General features: G+C 71.5%; 14 protein-coding genes and 2 pseudogenes. 7 read left to right on the forward strand and 9 right to left on the reverse strand.

Annotated elements, in window-relative coordinates:
• Together QUE44_RS08820 and QUE44_RS08825 are read right to left on the reverse strand one after the other, a co-directional pair.
• The gene (locus QUE44_RS08820) at window positions 1-702 is read right to left on the reverse strand and encodes a hypothetical protein (protein WP_286214152.1); all 702 of its coding nucleotides are present in this window, start codon (window positions 700-702) and stop codon (window positions 1-3) included.
• Window positions 681-1691, reverse strand: coding sequence for a DUF4012 domain-containing protein (locus QUE44_RS08825; protein ID WP_286214153.1), 1011 nt, complete (start codon window positions 1689-1691; stop codon window positions 681-683). Before QUE44_RS08825 ends, QUE44_RS08820 begins: the two co-directional genes overlap by 22 nt.
• A gap of 346 nt (window positions 1692-2037) precedes the next feature.
• On the opposite strand from QUE44_RS08825, the gene QUE44_RS08830 reads away from it, so the two are divergent.
• From QUE44_RS08830 to QUE44_RS08855, 6 genes are all read left to right on the forward strand, one after another.
• Window positions 2038-3450, forward strand: a complete 1413-nt coding sequence (locus tag QUE44_RS08830; protein ID WP_286214154.1) for an HNH endonuclease signature motif containing protein — start codon at window positions 2038-2040, stop codon at window positions 3448-3450.
• A gap of 221 nt (window positions 3451-3671) precedes the next feature.
• Entirely contained in the window at window positions 3672-4247 is a 576-nt protein-coding gene (locus QUE44_RS08835; RefSeq protein WP_286214155.1) for an arsenate reductase/protein-tyrosine-phosphatase family protein, read from the forward strand.
• 295 nt (window positions 4248-4542) lie between these two features.
• The gene (locus tag QUE44_RS08840; protein ID WP_286214156.1) at window positions 4543-5277 is read left to right on the forward strand and encodes a WecB/TagA/CpsF family glycosyltransferase; all 735 of its coding nucleotides are present in this window, start codon (window positions 4543-4545) and stop codon (window positions 5275-5277) included.
• A gap of 173 nt (window positions 5278-5450) precedes the next feature.
• Window positions 5451-6482, forward strand: a complete 1032-nt coding sequence (gene gmd, locus QUE44_RS08845; protein WP_286216738.1) for a GDP-mannose 4,6-dehydratase — start codon at window positions 5451-5453, stop codon at window positions 6480-6482.
• The gene (locus QUE44_RS08850; RefSeq protein WP_286214158.1) at window positions 6479-7504 is read left to right on the forward strand and encodes a GDP-L-fucose synthase family protein; all 1026 of its coding nucleotides are present in this window, start codon (window positions 6479-6481) and stop codon (window positions 7502-7504) included. Before gmd ends, QUE44_RS08850 begins: the two co-directional genes overlap by 4 nt.
• 97 nt (window positions 7505-7601) lie before the next feature.
• Window positions 7602-8819, forward strand: a complete 1218-nt coding sequence (locus QUE44_RS08855; protein ID WP_286214159.1) for a glycosyltransferase — start codon at window positions 7602-7604, stop codon at window positions 8817-8819.
• A gap of 12 nt (window positions 8820-8831) precedes the next feature.
• Here QUE44_RS08855 and QUE44_RS08860 read toward each other — a convergent pair whose 3' ends face one another.
• From QUE44_RS08860 to QUE44_RS14140, 5 genes and pseudogenes are all read right to left on the reverse strand, one after another.
• Entirely contained in the window at window positions 8832-9773 is a 942-nt protein-coding gene (locus QUE44_RS08860; protein ID WP_286214160.1) for a glycosyltransferase family 2 protein, read from the reverse strand.
• On the reverse strand, window positions 9763-11052 hold the full coding sequence (locus QUE44_RS08865) for an O-antigen ligase family protein (RefSeq protein WP_286214162.1): 1290 nt from the start codon (window positions 11050-11052) through the stop codon (window positions 9763-9765). The genes QUE44_RS08860 and QUE44_RS08865 overlap by 11 nt, the downstream gene beginning before the upstream one ends.
• A 203-nt stretch (window positions 11053-11255) precedes the next feature.
• A complete protein-coding gene (locus QUE44_RS08870) occupies window positions 11256-11936 on the reverse strand; it encodes an MATE family efflux transporter (RefSeq protein ID WP_286214163.1) in 681 nt (226 codons plus the stop codon).
• A gap of 590 nt (window positions 11937-12526) precedes the next feature.
• Window positions 12527-12952, reverse strand: coding sequence for a hypothetical protein (locus tag QUE44_RS08875; RefSeq protein ID WP_286214164.1), 426 nt, complete (start codon window positions 12950-12952; stop codon window positions 12527-12529).
• Between the two features lie 122 nt (window positions 12953-13074).
• Window positions 13075-13506, reverse strand: a pseudogene (locus QUE44_RS14140) (glycosyltransferase family 2 protein); the annotation flags it as partial.
• A 114-nt stretch (window positions 13507-13620) separates the two neighbouring features.
• On the opposite strand from QUE44_RS14140, the pseudogene QUE44_RS14145 reads away from it, so the two are divergent.
• Window positions 13621-14955 (forward strand): annotated as a pseudogene (locus QUE44_RS14145) (tyrosine-protein kinase domain-containing protein); the annotation flags it as partial.
• A gap of 50 nt (window positions 14956-15005) precedes the next feature.
• On the opposite strand, the gene QUE44_RS08885 reads toward QUE44_RS14145, so the two are convergent.
• Window positions 15006-15170 carry a hypothetical protein gene (locus QUE44_RS08885; RefSeq protein ID WP_286214166.1) on the reverse strand — a complete coding sequence of 55 codons (165 nt, stop codon included), beginning with the start codon at window positions 15168-15170 and terminating at the stop codon, window positions 15006-15008.
• 184 nt (window positions 15171-15354) lie between these two features.
• Window positions 15355-16815: a sugar transferase gene (locus QUE44_RS08890; protein ID WP_286214167.1), complete on the reverse strand. Its 1461-nt coding sequence runs from the start codon at window positions 16813-16815 to the stop codon at window positions 15355-15357.
• Window positions 16816-16860 lie beyond the last annotated feature (45 nt).

The raw sequence follows: 16860 nt of genomic DNA on the forward strand, positions 1-16860 counted from the left end.
CTAACAGCCCGCGGCCGCCTCGGTGACGCGGTCGGCGGTGGCCTCACGCGGGCCGGGGGTGAGGACTAGCGTGGGCGGCGCGGCGACCGCGGTGGCCGTCAGGTCATAGGTCAGCGTGGTGGACCCGCCCGGCGCCAGGTCGACTCGCGCCTGGGACATCGGTCGGCCATCGTGGGTGTGCGGGGCGAGGAAACCGGGCTCGCCGTCGCGCGTCATGGCCGTCACCCCCATCCCCGCCGACGGGTAGACCAGCACATTCGCGTGAAACTCGCCGTCCGGCACGAAGTTGCCGCCGCCGCTCACATAGCTGGGGAGCGCCGCCAGGTCCCCATCGAAGGTGTGCGTGAGGGTGATCTCGAGGGTCTGCGCGGCGAGCCGGCCGTCCGTGCAGAGGTGGTCCGTGAGCGTCACAGCGGTGTCGACGTAGTAGCCGATCTTCGAGCCCGAGCCATCGTTGAGGAACACGCCGAGCGCGTCCGTTCGAGACAGGAACGTGCCACCTAGCGGTGTAGTCGCGAGCAGCTCCTGCTCTGCCGGACGGTCCGAATAGAGCATGAGGCGCCCGCCCTCGATCGCGCGGTCGATCCCGTCCGCGGACGGTCCCTCCTCGAGGAGGGTCTCAAACAACGCGGACGATGCCCTGGCAAAGAACGCGTCCGAGTCGCCAGGGTCGGGGAAGGCTAGGTACGCGTCGGCGAGCATGATGCTTGCCAACGTGTCCCCCGCGATCTCGAAGGGGGCACCTGGGTGACGGGGGCATCGTCCAGCAGCCATCCCAGGGCCACCGGGTCGATCGCGAGGACACCGTCGGGGCGCGTGCCGTGCGCGGCCTCCCAGAAGTCGAGCAGGACCTGGGCGGCGCGCGGGAACTCGGGGGTGAAGGTCGCATCTTGCGGGAAGCGGGACATGCGGGCGGAGAAGAGCGCGAGCTCGTCGTCGGTGAGGGTCGCGGTCGCGTGGCCTGCGGGGCCGGTGAGGGTATACGAGGGCGTGAAGCCGCCGAGCGTGAGCGTGCCGTCGCTGGCCGTGACCTCGATGAGCGAGGCAGGAATGCCGCCAGTGGCGCGCGGCTCGGCGTTGTTCTGGACCGCGATCAGGTACGTGCGGTCCCCCTGCTCGCCGAGCATTCCCGGGAGCAACTCGGCCGTCACGTGCGCGTTCTGGAGCTGAGCGGCGAGGTCATCGAGCTGGGCCGCGAGCCGCGCCAACGGGTCGCCGATGGGCGGCAGCGTGTACTCCGTCGCCGCGTCCCTGAGGCGTTGTTGCTGGTCGCGGAGGGTTTGCGCGGCCTGCGCGAGGGGCTCCCTGAAGGGCTCGAGCATGGCGGGGTCCAGGCGGCCGTTCTCGAACTGGAGGGTCGCGATGCTGTCGAGGCCGCCGTCGTGCCGCGCGGCGGTATCGCTGAGTGGCGCGAGGGCCTGGGTGGCGATCGCGTGGGCGGCGGCGCCCGCGGTGCGCAGGGGTATGGCCTGGTCGCGGATCCACGGGGTGCGCGCGGCGAGCCACCAATGGGGGCCGTCGGTGGACTCGCTCGCGGCCGTGGCGGCGACCTCGAGGGCCTCGACCTCGCGCGCGAGGGCCGGGGCGTCGCGGTCCTCGAGCGCGTCGCGGGCGGCCTGGGCGTGGGTCTCGAGGTCCGTCGCCGCGCGCTGGAGGCGGGTGGCGTCGTAGGCGAGCAGGGCGGCGGTCACGAGGAGCGCGGCCGTCGTGAGGAATGCCAGCGTGAGGCCGATGCCGTGGGCCAGTCCCGCCCGCTTGCTCGGTTGGCGGGGGGTGGGGTGGCCGGGAGTGGGGTGGCCGGGGGTGGCTCGTGGGGGGACTCGGCGCGCGGCGAATCCTCGCCAGCCCGAGCATCGTCCCTACCCACGCGCCCTCCCCTCAGCGGGCCTCCCCAGCGGGCCTCCCCAGCGGGCGGCCGGCGCGAGCCCCCCGCCATTTCCACCCAAATCCGACTATAGGGGAGAAGTTATCCACAGGCGAGGGGGCATTGGAGTCCGGTTTGTCCTGAATGTCAGAGGTGCGTGATGGACTGTGAGCATGGAGTTCTCGACGGACAGGCTGATGGTCGCGGTGGAGGCGCTGAGCGCCTTTGCCGGCCGCGACCTGTCCGCGCTGCCGTCCGACCAAGTGGTCGAAGTGCAGCGCGCGGCCGTGCTGGTGCGCAACCTGGCGGAGGTGCCGCTCGCGATGGCGGACACGGTGCTCGCGCATCGGCCCATGGAGTATGCGCGCAAGAACGGCCACCAGAGCAATCCCGACATGTCGGGAACCGTGACGGGCCGCAGCGGCAGGCGCGTGCGCGAGACCATCGAGGCAGGTGAACTGTTTGGCGGCGGTGGGGCTGGCGGTGAGGGCCGTGACGCCAGCGCACAGGGCTCGACGTCCGCGCCGCCGCCCTATCCGCTCATCCTCGAGGCCTTCGCGGCGGGCCGGCTCACCGCGGAGCAGGCAGCACTGCTACGCCGGACGCTCGAAAAGCTGGCTGGCTCGGCGGCGGGGCTCAGGGAGGGCACGGAGGCTCGGCTGCTGGAGAAGGCCCTGCGCATGAGCATGCGAGACCTGCGGCGGGCGTGCGACCGGCTCGTCAGCCTCGCGCAGTCCACGGATGCGCACGAGCGCGAGCGGGCGCAGTACGAGCAGCGAGCCGTCACCGTGCAGACGGATCACGAGGGGATGGTGGTAGTGACGGCCCGCCTCGATCCGGCATCGTCGGCGGCCGTGACCGCATACCTCGACGCGCACGTCCGGGCTGCATATCAGCGTCGGCAGGACCAGGATCCCGCGATGCGCGACACGCGACCACGGATTCAGATCATGGCGGACGCCTTCGTGATGCTCTTCACCCACGGACTCGACTGCGACCGCTTCACGGGCGGAGTGAAGACTCAGGTGATCGTGCGGATCGATGAGTCTGCGCTTCGCGAGCGGGTCGCCGACTCCGTGGGCTCCATGGGCGACTGCGATCAGCTCGACGCGCCCCTCTCGGCGGCGTCGCTACGCCACATGGCGGTGGACGCGGAGCTCCTCCCGCTGGTCCTGAACAGCCAGTCGGAGGTCCTCGACATGGGCCGCGCACAGCGGCTCTTCGACAAGCGGCACAGGATTGCCCTGGTAGAGCGGGATGGAGGCTGCGCATTCTGTCATGCGCCACCTGCCTGGTGCGTGGTGCACCACATCAGGTGGTGGTCCCGACATCTGGGGCACACGAGTCTCGACAACGCGATCATGCTCTGCGTCCGATGCCATCATCGAATTCACGACGACGGCTGGGGGATCGACATCATCGACGGCGTGGTGTGGTTCATCCCACCCTCCCACATCGACGAGAGCCAGACCCCACGGCTTGGCGGCAGGGCGGCACTCGACATCACACGTGAGTATGTCCATCCGGGAACTCACCGCGGGGTCGGCCGCGTCACCCACGGGCCTCCGCTCTACGCGGGTGGGTGAGGCGGGAACATGGGCGGGTGGCGGGGCGGGTGGTCGCGGGGCGGGGCGGGGCGGGTGCCGGCGGGGCGGGTGCGCGCTGCGGCGAGCCGCGCGCACGAATCGCACCCACCTCTCGGCATCCGTGCCAGGCGCTGGTACCGTGGGTGCGGACCGCGCCGTGGAATCCGACAATTCGGACAAACCGATGCTCGGCGGGCATAGCGCCAACAGGGGGTGACCGCATGGCACGCATCTTGACCGTATGCACGGGCAACATCTGCCGCTCACCTGCCGCCGAGCTCCTCCTCGCCCGAGAACTCGAGGGCCACGCACTGGTCGGCAGCGCGGGCACCCACGCGATGGTCGACTCCCCCATCCCGGAGGAGATGCTCCTCGAGCTCCGCACCGACGACATCGACGGAGCCGCCCACCGCGGTCGCCTGCTCACGGAGCAACTGATGAAGGAGGCGGACCTCATCATCACCATGACGCGCGAGCACAGGCAAAGAGCGGTGCAGATCGCGCCATCGGCACTCAAGCGCACGTTCACACTGGCGGAGCTCGCCGCGTCGGCAGGCACGGGGGCCGTGCTGGAGTCCGCGACGGTCGTGGAGCGGATCCGCGAGCTTCCGTCCGCGATCGCGGCCCACCGGTACACGCTCGCCGGCTTCGACCTCGACGACGTCCCCGACCCCTACCGCCGCTCGCAGCGCGCGTACCACGACTCCTACGCACTGATCAGGGGCGCGGTCCGCGACGTCTCTCTGTGGCTGAGGGGCGAGCAGGTCGACGCCGCGGTCGCCGACGTCGCCAGCTAGCCACCGCCCACCGGACTGCGCGGCCGCTGACCCCACACCGGTCGCCACTGCCGTCCGAGTCGCTGACGCCCGCGTCGCTGACCCCCGAGTCGCTGACCCCACCGGTCGCCACTCCCGTCCGACGGTCGCCCAAATATCCCTTTCGCACCCCTTGTGACCTATGTCACATCTGTGTAGTGTCCGAACTGCATAAATAACGCGAAAGCGGACATAGCACTCACCGTCGCGCGGCCTGGGGGGATCACTGGGAACGCGCTCGTCCCCAGTAGAGGTGAACCGTGACCATTGCCCCGGCATGTCCATCGGTGGCGTCAGCATCGCCCCCGCGAGTCTCGACCAGGCCGTCCAAGACGCCCTCGAACATGCCCACCGCCACGACTCGACGTGCCTGCGCTTCACCAACACGTGGTGCATCGTGCTGGCCGACCGGAACCCGGGATACAAAGCACTCCTCAACGCGAGCGGAGAGAACTTCGCCGACGGCCGCCCCGTCGCTGACGCCGTCGCCAAGAAGGGCGGGATGGACGATGCCCATGTCAGGGGCCCGTCGTTCTTCGAGGCGGTACTCGACAGGGGACGCCTCACCGGCACGCGCCACTTCTTCTACGGCGCGGACGACGAGACCCTCGCCCGCCTCGTGACCGTGATCAACCAGCGCTATCCGGGAGCGATCATCGCGGGCCGGCTGGCGCCGCCCTTCGGCACGGCTGAGGAACTCTGTGCACCGGAACTCCTTGAGCGCATCGCCATCGCAAAGCCGGACCTGGTGTGGGTGGGACTCGGTACGCCCAAGCAGGACATCGTGGCCACCCGTATCGCGGAGGACCTTGGACTCACCACCGCGGCCGTGGGCGCCGCGTTCGACTTCGTGGCCGGCACCAAGTCCGTCGCACCCCTGTGGATGCGCCGCGCCAAGCTCGAGTGGGCCTTCCGCTTCCTCAGCGAGCCGCAGCGGCTGTGGCGCCGGTACACCGTGGGCATCTACGAGTACGAGCGGATCATGTGGCGCGAGAGGCATCGGGTCGCCTGACGGGCGGGAACCGGGGGAACAGGGGCCCGAGGGGGCGGTTCGCGGCGATGGGGGGCGTCGCGGACCGGGGGACTCGCCCGCTCTCGACGGTGTCGGCGACACCTGGTCGCTTGAGTGTCACATGACCTCGGTAAACTCGGCCCCGTCGACCGCACCACACTGACTGGGGGAGCATCATGAAGCGCGCATTCATTACCGGCATCACGGGACAAGACGGGTCCTACCTCGCGGAACTGCTCCTCTCGAAGGGGTACGAGGTTCACGGACTCATCCGCCGCGCCTCGACGTTCAACACCAGCCGCATCGACCACCTCTACGTGGACCCCCACGAGACTCAGGCGAAGCTCTTCCTCCACTACGGCGACCTGAGCGACGGCGCCAGGCTCGTGTCCCTCCTCGCCGCCATCAAGCCCGACGAGGTCTACAACCTCGCCGCCCAGTCGCACGTGCGCGTGAGCTTCGACGAGCCCGAGCACACCGGCGACACCACCGGAGTCGGCTCGATGCGCATGCTCGAGGCCGTCCGCATGGCAGGCATCAACACGCGCTTCTACCAGGCATCGTCCTCCGAGATGTTCGGAGCGACCCCGCCGCCGCAGGACGAGGACACCCCGTTCTACCCGCGCAGCCCGTACGGCGCCGCGAAGGTCTACTCGTACTGGGTGACCAAGAACTACCGCGAGGCCTACGGCATGTTCGCGGTCAACGGGATCCTCTTCAACCACGAGTCCCCGCGCCGCGGCGAGACCTTCGTGACCCGCAAGATCACCCGCGCCGCCGCCCGCATCAAGGCCGGGCTCCAGGATGACCTGTGGCTGGGCAACCTCGACGCCGTCCGCGACTGGGGCTACGCCGCGGAGTACGTCGAGGGCATGTGGCGCATGCTCCAGGTCGACGAGCCCGACGACTTTGTGCTCGCGACGGGCGTGGGCATCACCGTCCGCGACTTCCTCGAGGAGACCTTCTCCCACCTGGGCCTGAACTGGGAGGACCACGTCAAGTTCGACGAGCGCTACCTGCGCCCCACCGAGGTCGACGCCCTGATCGGCGACGCGTCCAAGGCGGAGGCAAAGCTCGGCTGGAAGGCGACCGTGGACGGCCGCGCCCTCGCCCGCCTCATGGCCGATGCTGACGTCGAGGCCCTCACCCACGAGGGCTCCGCGTGGATCGACAAGGTCTCGCTCGACTCGTGGACCGCCAAGTGACGTCCGGGCCGGCGTCCCACGGCGAGTCCCACGGCGGATCCCACGTCGCGTCCGACGGCGTCGAGTTCACGCCCGGCCCTCTCGACCGCGACGCCACCTTCTATGTGGCGGGCCACCGCGGGCTCGTGGGCAGCGCGATCGTCCGCCGCCTCGAAAAGGCGGGATTCACGCATGTGGTGGGACGGGCATCGGCCGATCTTGATCTGAAGGACCGCGACGCGACCTTCGCATTCTTCGCGGAGACCAAGCCCCGCTACGTCGTCCTGGCCGCCGCGAAGGTCGGCGGCATCATGGCGAACAACACCTACCCGGTGGACTTCCTCAGCGACAACGTGCGCATCCAGACCAACGTGATCGACGCCGCTATCGCGCACGACGTCGAGCGACTGCTGTTCCTGGGCTCGAGCTGCATCTATCCGCGCCTCGCGCCGCAGCCCATCCGCGAGGACAGCCTGCTCACCGGCCACCTCGAGCCCACCAACGACGCGTACGCGATCGCCAAGATCGCCGGCATCCTCCACATCCAGGCCGCCCGACGCCAGTACGGCAAGGCGTGGATCTCCGCGATGCCCACCAACCTCTACGGCCCGAACGACAACTTCTCGCCGCAGGGAAGCCACGTGCTGCCGGCGCTGATCCGCCGCTACGACGAGGCCGTCGCGAGCGGCGCTGCCTCCGTCACCAATTGGGGCACCGGCACGCCGCGCCGCGAGTTCCTCCACGCGGACGACATGGCCGATGCCTGCCTCCACCTCCTCGAGCACTACGACGGGCCCTCGCAGGTCAACGTGGGCACGGGTTCCGACGTCACCATCCGCGAGATCGCGGAGACCATTGCGGGAGTGGTGGGCTACGGCGGCCGCACCGAGTGGGACACCACGAAGCCCGACGGCACGCCCCAGAAGCTGCTCGACGTCTCGCTCCTGACCTCGCTGGGCTGGACCGCGCAGATCTCCCTCGAAGAGGGCCTGCGGCGTACCGTCGAGTGGTACCACGAGAACGTGGAGCAACTGCGGGGGTAGTTTCTGCGTCGCACCGGGGGGAGGGACGATGCCTGAGGCGAGTGATCGCGCCGCGCCGGCTCGTGCCGCGCGAACCCATGGCGAAGCGCGTCCGCGGGTGCTGGTCTTCGCGTTCGCGTGCGACCCTCACCGCGGCTCCGAGCCCGGAGCAGGGGCGGCGATCGCGAAGGCCGCCGCACTCGTGGGAGACGTCACGGTGCTGACCCGCGCGGAGCCCGGCCGAGACCCGGCGGTCGACATCCCGGCCGCCTGCGGGGTGACCCGTGCGGTCGCGATCCCGTCGCGTGCCTGGGAGGCGCGCCTGCCGGTGCACGTGCGCTACGCGGCCTGGTGCGTGCGGGCGGCCGCGTGGCGGCGCGCCCACCGCACCGGGAGCGACTACCAGGTCCTTCACCACGCGACGTATGCCTCGGACTGGTTCCTCAATCCGCTGATGCTGCTGCGCAAGGCCCCCGGGGAGCAGTGGGTCGCCGGCCCGGGCGGCGGCGCCACCTACCCGTCCGTGGCGATCGCGCGCGCCGCGGCGGGCGGCGGCGTTGCCACCCTCGCCAGCGAGCTCGTCCGACGCTGGTCGACGCGGGCCTCGCGACGCCTCATGGCGGCACGGCTTCGGCGCCGCGTCGACCACGCCCTGGCCCTCAACCCCGACTCGCGGGCCGAGCTCTCGCGCCTCGGCTTTCCGCGCGTCAGCGTGACATCCAACGCCGTGATCGACTACGCGGCGCTGCCCTTGCGCGAGGATCACCGGCCAGGCTCGGCGCCGCGGGTGCTCTTCATGGGACGCGGCACGCGATGGAAGGGACTGCCGCTACTGCTGCGCGCCGCCGCGCACCTCCCGCCCGACACCGTGATCGATATCGCGGGCCCGGGCACCGACGCGTCCGCGTATCGCGACGCCGCTGCGGCGCTCACTCATCTCAGGACGCCCGTGACGTTCCACGGCTCGCTCCCGCGCGACCGGGCGCTCGCGCTCCTGGCTGCGACGGACGCGCTGGCCTTCGGCTCGCTGCACGACTCGGCTCCCTGGGCCGCTGCCGAGGCCGCCGCCCTGGGCGTCCCGGTGGTCTGCCTCGACCTGGGAGGCGTCGCGATGATGGCCGGCGAGGCCGCCCGCGTGGTGAGCACCGCGGACGCCGACTCGCTCCCCCGCCGATTCGCCGAGGCGCTCGTCGCGGCGGCCGCGGAAGACCCCAGCGACCGCCCGCGCCCCACGCGAGAGTTCACGCTCGGCGCGCTCGCGGAGACCCTCGGGGCCGCCTACATGGGCGCCCCCGTGGCCAGCCCGGGCATCGTCCGTCTGAGGCGGGAAGGCTAGCCGGCACCGCGCTCAGCCCGTACCCCCACGGCCGTACTCGACCACGACGTGCCGCGACGCGGAACCCACCATCCCCACCCCGCGCGCGACCCGACCCACGAAGTGCCCCGTGGGGTCGTGCAGCGTGATGGCCGCGAGCGTTCCCGTCGCGAGCGCCTTCGCCACCCTCCCCACGCCGCCGACGGCGACCGCGGCACGCGACCTCTCGGCGAGCATGACCCTGCCCAGCACGTTGCCCGCGCGCAGGTGACGCCTCCACGCCCACCGCAGGCTCATGCGCGCGGGCTCGAGAGGTTCGCGCACCGTCGCCTCCTCGCTCCACACGAACGTGCAGCCGTGACCGCGGATGAGCCCCCAGAAGAACTGCGTGTCCGAGCCTCCGGTGCCCGAGAATCGCTCGTCGAAGCGCGGCGCGCCCGCGCGCTCCCACGCCTCGCGCCGCACCAGGGTGTTGTTGGTCGCGGGCAGGCCCTCGCTGCTTCCCGTGGGGCGGCGGCGGCGCTCGAACAGGCCCGACCGGCGCACCCAGCCCGGCGCGTCCGACGGCAGCACGGTCTCGACGTTGCCGTTGACGATGTCTGCGTCGTGGTCGTGTGCGGCGTCGAGCAGCGCGCCCAGCCAGCCGGGAGGCACGAGCTCGTCGTCGTCGACAAAGACGAACGCGTCCACCTCCGCGGTGACGTGGTCGAGGCAGCGGTTGCGGGCGGCGGCAATGCCGGGACGCGGCTCGTGCGCGTAGACGATGCTCCGACCCGGCGCCCGGGACGATGCCGCGGTGACCGTGGCGGCGGCCCTCCCGTCCGGATTGTTGTCGACCACGAGCAGGGTCGCGCGCTGCGTGGTCGGATCCGCGAGGTAGGTGTCGAGGAACGCGGCCAGCCCGTCGGGACGGTCGTACGTGCACACCGTCACGAGGATGCGCGCGGGGTCAAGGACGGGGCGCTCAGGAGGCATGATCGAGGTCCGGATCGGCGGCGAACGTGAGCGCGACCGCGAGCGCATAGGTCATGTACCCGAACGGGGACTCGAGGATCACGCCCACCAGCGCCGCGAACAACAGCCCCACCTGGATGGCCGCTCCGATCCTCGCGGCCCGCGCGGTCCGCACGCGTCGCAGGGAGGCGATCAGCACGGCCGCGACCGCGCTCAGCGCGAGCGTGGCACCCACGATTCCGAGCATCGCGAACCAGCCGATCACGAAGCTGTGCGCCTGGCGCACCGCGGCGTCCCCCGAGAGGTGGACGAGTGCTCCTGAGTCGGCGACAAACGAGGACCCGAACCCCTCCCCGAGCCACCTGCTCCAGGGGTCGCTAGCGACGTGCGCGACGATGCTCTCCCACGCATCGACCCTCGCCGATGTCGTGTTGGACGACCCCTCGACCGCGGGACCCGCCACGAGCCGCTCGAAGCCCCTCGCCCATCCCGCCGAGGACCGCGCGGCCACCACGAAGGCCGCGAGGAGCATCGGCAATGCCAGAAAGACGGCGGCGAGCCGGACGGGTCCGAGGCGCTCGTCCCTGAACGGGCGCGCGCCCACCACGGTCACCGCGACCACCAGCAGCGCCGCCACGAGCCCCGCGCGCGAGCCATGCGCCATGACCGCGGCGGCGCTGAGCACGATGATTCCGAGCCGCACCGCGAGCGGCACGCGCCGCGCCGCCAGCATGGTCGCAATCGCGATCCCGCACACCAGCCCGTCAAAGTCGCCGCGCGTGGTGAACACCGGGATGCCGGCGAGCGGCATCGAAATCTCCGGGAGCACGCCGAACACGGCCGCCCCGAACCACACCGAGTGCACCGCTGCCGCCGCCGTCACCCAGCGCAGGACGCGCCCACGGCCCACGATCCTCACCGCGCGCACCAGGACGGGAGTGAGCGCGAGGTATGCGAACGGCAACGCGTCGCGCACCGCCAAGAGGTCTCCCGTTCCTCGCATCACGCCGAGCGCGAGCGCGCCGACCCACAGCGTCGCCGCGGTCCGCAGCACGCGCGGGGAGCGCGCGACTCCGGGGACGGACCCGTGGCGCGCGGAGTCGAGTGCGAAGAGCGCGAGGCCGGCGATCACCAGGAGATCCGCGAGGAAGACCGGCGTGCCGGGGATGCCGATGTAGCTGCCCCAGCGACCGCCCGCGACCGCGACCAGCGGACCGGCAATGATCAGCGCCGCTCCCGCGTGGAGGGCCGTGCGAGGGGCACGGGGCACGAGCGTGGTGGGTCCGGGCGGGGTGGGCACGAGTGTGGTGGGTACTGGTGTGGTGGGTCCGGGCGGGGTGGGCACGAGTGTGGTGGGTACTGGTGTGGTGGGTCCGGGCGGGGTGGGCACGAGCGTCGTGGGCGCGAGCACGCTTGCCCGACCAGCGTCCCTCAGCCCGGCACGCGGAAGACCACGCATTTCGGTCATTTCTCCCCCGTCGCCCAGGCTATCCGCGGGGACTGTCACTGTCTACGCTCCCGCCGCGCGCGCACGACGAGGTTGAGCGCGATCCTCAACAGCGCCGACACCGCACCCGCGACCGGCACCGCAAAGACGCCGAGCGACGGAAGGAGCGCCACGAGCACCGCGAGCGCCGGGAGCTCCGACCCGAGCGTGAGGCCGAGCGCGAGCCCATACCTGCGCTCAGCCATGTTGTACGCGTTGAACGGGTTGGCCGCGGCGGAGAGCGCATAGGCGCCAGCGCGAGCGCTCGCCAGCCCGGCTTCGACCGGACGGCCGAACAGCACCGCGAGCAGTGGCGCCAGCGGCAGCAGCGCGAGCGCATACGCCGCCCCAGTCCCCGAGACCACGGCCACCATGCGCCGCATCACCCTGGCGGCACGGCGGTGGTCGCCCGCGCCGATCGCCCGCACCGCCCGTGGCATCATCGCGGAGGCGACCCCGGTGCCCAGGATGAGCACGGGCTGCGCCGCCACGCGCGCCGCCTCGAGGCCCGCGAGCGCGGCGGGCGACAGCAGCGCGGCCACGAGCAGGTTGGTGACGTAGCCCGCGCCGTGGCGCGAGAAGCCGGTCGACGCGATGAGCATCGCGCGCGGCACCGACACGAGCTCGCGGTCCTCCATCAGCGCGACACCGCGCAGCAGCCGCACCCCCACGATCACGCTGACCAGGTTGCCCGCCACCAGCGCGCCAAAGGGAGCAAGGGCGATCAGGGCGACGCCCGCACCCGCGGCCCCACCGCCCCCGCGTCCGCGGCCCCACCGCCCCCACGAGCACGGCCGTGAACACCACCGCGACCGTCGCCAGATTCACCGCCGACACCGCCGCCGCCCCGCCGTGTCGCCCCACCACGTGAAGCGACGCCCGCACGTGATCCTGAAGCGGCGACAGGCCCGTCAGCACCGCCGCGGTCCCGCACAGCGCCGCGAACGCCGCCCGGTCATCCACCACTCCCGACAGCGGAAGCCCCGCGATCACGACCCCGACCGCGGTGATCGCCCATAGCGGCGCCGCAGCACGCAGGTCCGCGCGGAGGTCGGTGCGGCGCGGCTCGGCATGGCGGTTGGCATGGAGTCGCTGCGGGATGTAGACCATGTACTGCGGCGCGATGGTCAGCGCCGTCACGGCCGCGAAGACCAGGGCATACAGGGCCAGCCGGTCATCGTCGAGCGTGCGCAGCGCGATGAGCCCCGCGAGGAACGTGGCCACCGAGGCCGTCCCCGCATCAGCGAGGGAGAGGAGGCCGCCCACCCCCTGGGCGCGCGCATCGTCCCTACGCCCGGCGCGCCCGCACGTGCCGCACCAAGCGCGGCACCGCGTAGGTCGGGTCGACCGCGACGGCCCCCATCACCTGCAGGGCGCCCGCCCAGCGCCCCTGCGCGAGCGCGAGTCCGCCGTCGCGGTACGCGGCCGCGGCATAGTCCCGCCGGCGCGTGCGCCACGACGGGGCGTAGGTGGCGTCGAACTCGTCCCAGCCCAGGTCCCCGCCCGCGTCGCGGCGCGCGAGTCGCTCCTGGATGAACCGCATGTGCTTGCGCTGACGCGCATACGAGCGCGCGCTCGCGGCCGTCGTGCGCAGCCGGTACCCGCCCGTCGGGTGCGGCACGTAGCCGAGCTCGCCGAGCCTCGCGATCCGCGCCAGGAAGTCGAGATCCTGCGCCAGCCGAAGCCCCGGATCGTACGGCCCAGCCTGTGCCACCGCGTCCGCACGGAAGACGATCCCGGAGAGGGGAAGGGCATGAGGCGTGCCGCGCGAATCCGCTCGGGTGCGTCACCCACAGTGGGGTCCTCGCCGGCCGCGGATCCCAGGTCGCGGCCCGACTCGTCGACGTAGCGCATCATCGTGCCCGCCGCGACGACCCCGGGCGCGTCCAGCGCCGGCAGGGTGCGCTCGAGTTTGTCGACATCCCAGAGGTCGTCGGCGTCGAGGAATGCGATGAACTCGCCGCGCGCCCTGTCGATGCCCAGATTGCGCGCCGTCGAGACGCCGCCGTTGTCCTTGGTGAGGACGGTCAGTCGGGGGTCCATGATCGCCGGATCCCTGAGGCCGTCGAGATGCGCGAGCGTGCCATCTGTCGAGCCGTCATCGACCACGATCGCCTCGAGCGCGGTGTGGGTCTGAGCGAGCACGGACTCGACGGCATCGCGCACGAAGGCCCCGACGTTGTAGGTGGGAATCACCACCGTGACCAGGCTCGCGCTCATGTCCCTCATGCCCCCCATGTCCCTCACCTCCCGACTATAGACACTCATCCGGTTCGTCCAGAAGGTCCACTTCGCGAACGACCCCCCAGGTTCGAGGGCCGATGCCCGCCCACCCCCTCCCGCGAAGGCCCACCCCTGCTGTAGTGTCCGAATCAACGGGGCATGGCCGTGCCGGGGGGCCGGCCACGATGGGGGGCCGCTGTGGAGTTGAGGGACTACCTGAGAATCCTCAGGAAGCACTGGCTGGTGATCGTCGCGCTGACCGTGCTGGCCGCGGGTGCCGGCCTCGCGTACGCGACGTTCACCACGCCCGTCTACACGTCGTTGGCGCGGGTCTTCGTGTCCACCACCGGCGCCGGCTCCACCTCCGAGCTGGCCCAGGGCAACTCGTACACGATGCAGCGGGTGCAGACGTACTCCGAGCTCGTGAAGACCGCCGCGGTCATCCAACCCACGATCGACGCGCTGGGGCTCACGGATTCGGTGGGAGCGGTGCGCGGCCGCGTGTCCGCGACCTCACCCGCCAACACCACGATCATCGACATCACCGCGAAGGGCTCGGACGGCCGGGCGGCCGCGAGCCTCGCGACCGAGGTCGCCCGCCAGCTCATCACCGTGGTCGAGGACTGGGAGCAGACCGGCACCATGGAGGCCTCGCCCGTGTCACTCACGGTCGCACAGGAGGCCGAGGTGCCCGGCGCACCCACGAGTCCGCAACGCACCATGAACGTCGCGGTGGGCCTGGTCGTAGGGCTGTCGATCGGGATCGGGGTCGCGCTGCTGATCTCGGCGCTCGACACCAAGGTCCGCACCGAGCGCGACCTGCGCCGCATCACCACGTCGCCCATCCTGGGTGGCATTCCCTATGACCCGCGCGCCCGCACGCGGCCGCTCCTGGTCAAGGAGGACAGCCAAGGAGTGCTCGCCGAGGCCTACCGGTCGCTGCGCACCAACCTGCAATTCCTGCAGGCGGGAGGCACCGCGCACAGCATCGTCATCACGTCCTCGGTCCCCGGGGAGGGCAAGTCGACCACCTCGGCCAACCTCGCGATCGCGATAGCGGAGACCCAGACGCGCGTCCTCCTGGTCGAGGCGGATCTGCGCCGCCCCAAGGTCGCGGAGCTCATGGGGCTCGAGGGCGGCGTGGGGCTGACCGACATCATCATCGGGCGCGTCTCCCTCGACGATGCAATCCACCCCTGGGGCACCTCCGGCCTGCACGTGCTGTCCGCGGGTGGCATCCCGCCCAACCCGTCCGAGCTCCTGGGCTCCCCCACGATGGCGGGGATCGCGCGCGAGCTCGAGGAGCGCTACGACCTCGTGCTCTACGACGCCGCACCGCTCCTGCCCGTCACCGATGCCGCGGTGCTCGTCCAGCATGTCGGCACCGCCGTGGTGCTCGTGGGCGTGGGGACCGCACACACGCCCGAGGTGCGCGCCTCGCTCGAGAGCATCGAGCAGGTGGGCGTGCCGGCCGCAGGCGTGGTGATGTCAATGTTGCCGCTGCGTGGCGCGGACGGCTACACGTACCGCCGCCGCGGCCACGGCTACGCGTACTCGACGCCGGACACGAAGGACTCGTGGCGGAGGCGCCGCCGTGCGGCGCGAGCGGCCCGCAAGGCCGAGCGGACGCGCGGGCGCTCCAGTGCCGGGGTGAGGGACGATGCCGGAGCGAGGAACGATGCCGGCGTCACGGGCGGTGCCGGCCTCACGGGCGGCGCCGGCACCCGCGAGCGGGAGTTGGCCGCGGGCGCGAATCCCCCTCCAGCGGCGCGCAGGCCCAGCCCGATGCCCCGCTCACCAAGCGCGAGCGCAGGGCTCGCGCGGTGGGTGCCAGCCGCGCCGAGTAGCGGGCCCCCGGGGCGGACCCGATGGGCCCCGGCGGAGCGGCGCGGGTCAGTACGCGCCGCGACCCGCGACCACGGCCCACACGGTCCGCATGACGATCACCGCGTCGAGCCCCAGGGTCCAGTTCTGCGTGTAGTGGAGATCGAGCCGCACGCTCTCCTCCCACGAGAGGTCGGAGCGACCGCTCACCTGCCACAGACCCGTGATTCCGGGTCGAACCAGCTGGCGACGGGAGACGTCCTCGTCCCACAGCTCGACCTCACGCTGGAGCGGCGGGCGCGGCCCCACGATCGACATGTCACCCTTGACCACGTTGAGCAGCTGGGGAAGTTCGTCAAGGGAGAAGCGCCGCAGGATCCGGCCCACGGGGGTGACGCGCGGGTCTTCGCGCATCTTGAAGTGCACGCCGTTGCCCTCATTGGCGTCGAGGATCGCGGCCAGTCGCTCCTCCGCGTCGACGTACATCGTGCGGAACTTGAGCATCTCGAACGGCTGATGCGCGAGCCCCACGCGCTGCTGACGGAACAGCACCGGTCCGGGACTGCTGGCCTTCACCGCGATCCCGATTGCGATCATGGGCAACCCGAGCACCGCGAGGATCGCGAGCGCCCCCACGCGGTCCGCCGCCGACTTCAGCACGCGCGTAGGCCCGGTGAACTGAGGCGGGTCCACATGCATGAGCGGCAGGCCCGCCACCTGCGAGACGGCCACCCGGGGCATCGTCACGTCGGACACGGTGGGGGCGACAATCAGCCCGATCCCCGTCTCCTCGAGCGCCCACTCGAGCTTGCGGGCCTCGCGCAGCGAGACCTCCTCCGTGCCGGCGAGCACGATGTACTCGGCGCCGGCCGCCGACGCCGCCATGGGCGCGTCGCCGATCCCGCTCAGCACGCGCACATGGGACAGGTCCGCGGCGAGCGGTCTCGAGGCGTCACCCGAGAGACACACGCCCACGACCTCATACGAGTGATCGCGGTGCACGCGGTCGAGGCGTCGGATCATCTGCTCCGCGGTGCGCTGTGGCCCCGCGATCACCACGCGCTGGCGCAGTCGCCCGAGCTGGCGCTGCTCGCGCAGCCATGCACGCCACGCGCGCCGGTAGCCGAAGAGCACCAGGGTGCCCACGGGGAGCGCAAAGAGCAGATAGCCGCGACTCACCTGCCACTGCGTGAGGAAGCCGATGATCGCGACGATCGCGAACGTCCGCCACCCCGCGGTGCCGATCCGCTGGTACTCCTCGGGCCCCTGGCCCAGGATGCGGATGTCGCGCGAGCGCGTCCACCCGAGCTGCAGCATCCACAGTCCCGCGACGGCGACCGTGACCCACCAGTAGGCGGGGCCCGCGGGGCCGACGATCGCGGAGAACGGATCCCATCCGAAGCGGATGCCATGCGCGAGCACCATGACAAGCACGATGACAAAGGCATCGGTGAACGCGATGCGCCGCTGGACGCGGCGCACCGAGATGGGTGCGGCCGCATAGCGCGGCGCTGCTGCGGCAATGCTCACGACGCTCTCCCCCAGGCAGGACGTGACTCGCCTCAACGGCAACCG

The organism is Demequina sediminis (assembly GCF_030296675.1).
Taxonomy (GTDB): domain Bacteria; phylum Actinomycetota; class Actinomycetes; order Actinomycetales; family Demequinaceae; genus Demequina; species Demequina sediminis.

Excerpts from the sequence above, each read along its gene's own strand:
- QUE44_RS08820 (WP_286214152.1), bottom strand. The coding sequence starts at position 702 with ATGCTCGCCGACGCGTACCTAGCCTTCCCCGACCCTGGCGACTCGGAC.
- QUE44_RS08840 (WP_286214156.1), top strand. The coding sequence starts at position 4,543 with ATGTCCATCGGTGGCGTCAGCATCGCCCCCGCGAGTCTCGACCAGGCC.
- QUE44_RS08860 (WP_286214160.1), bottom strand. The coding sequence starts at position 9,773 with ATGCCTCCTGAGCGCCCCGTCCTTGACCCCGCGCGCATCCTCGTGACG.
- QUE44_RS08835 (WP_286214155.1), top strand. The coding sequence starts at position 3,672 with ATGGCACGCATCTTGACCGTATGCACGGGCAACATCTGCCGCTCACCT.
- QUE44_RS08830 (WP_286214154.1), top strand. The coding sequence starts at position 2,038 with ATGGAGTTCTCGACGGACAGGCTGATGGTCGCGGTGGAGGCGCTGAGC.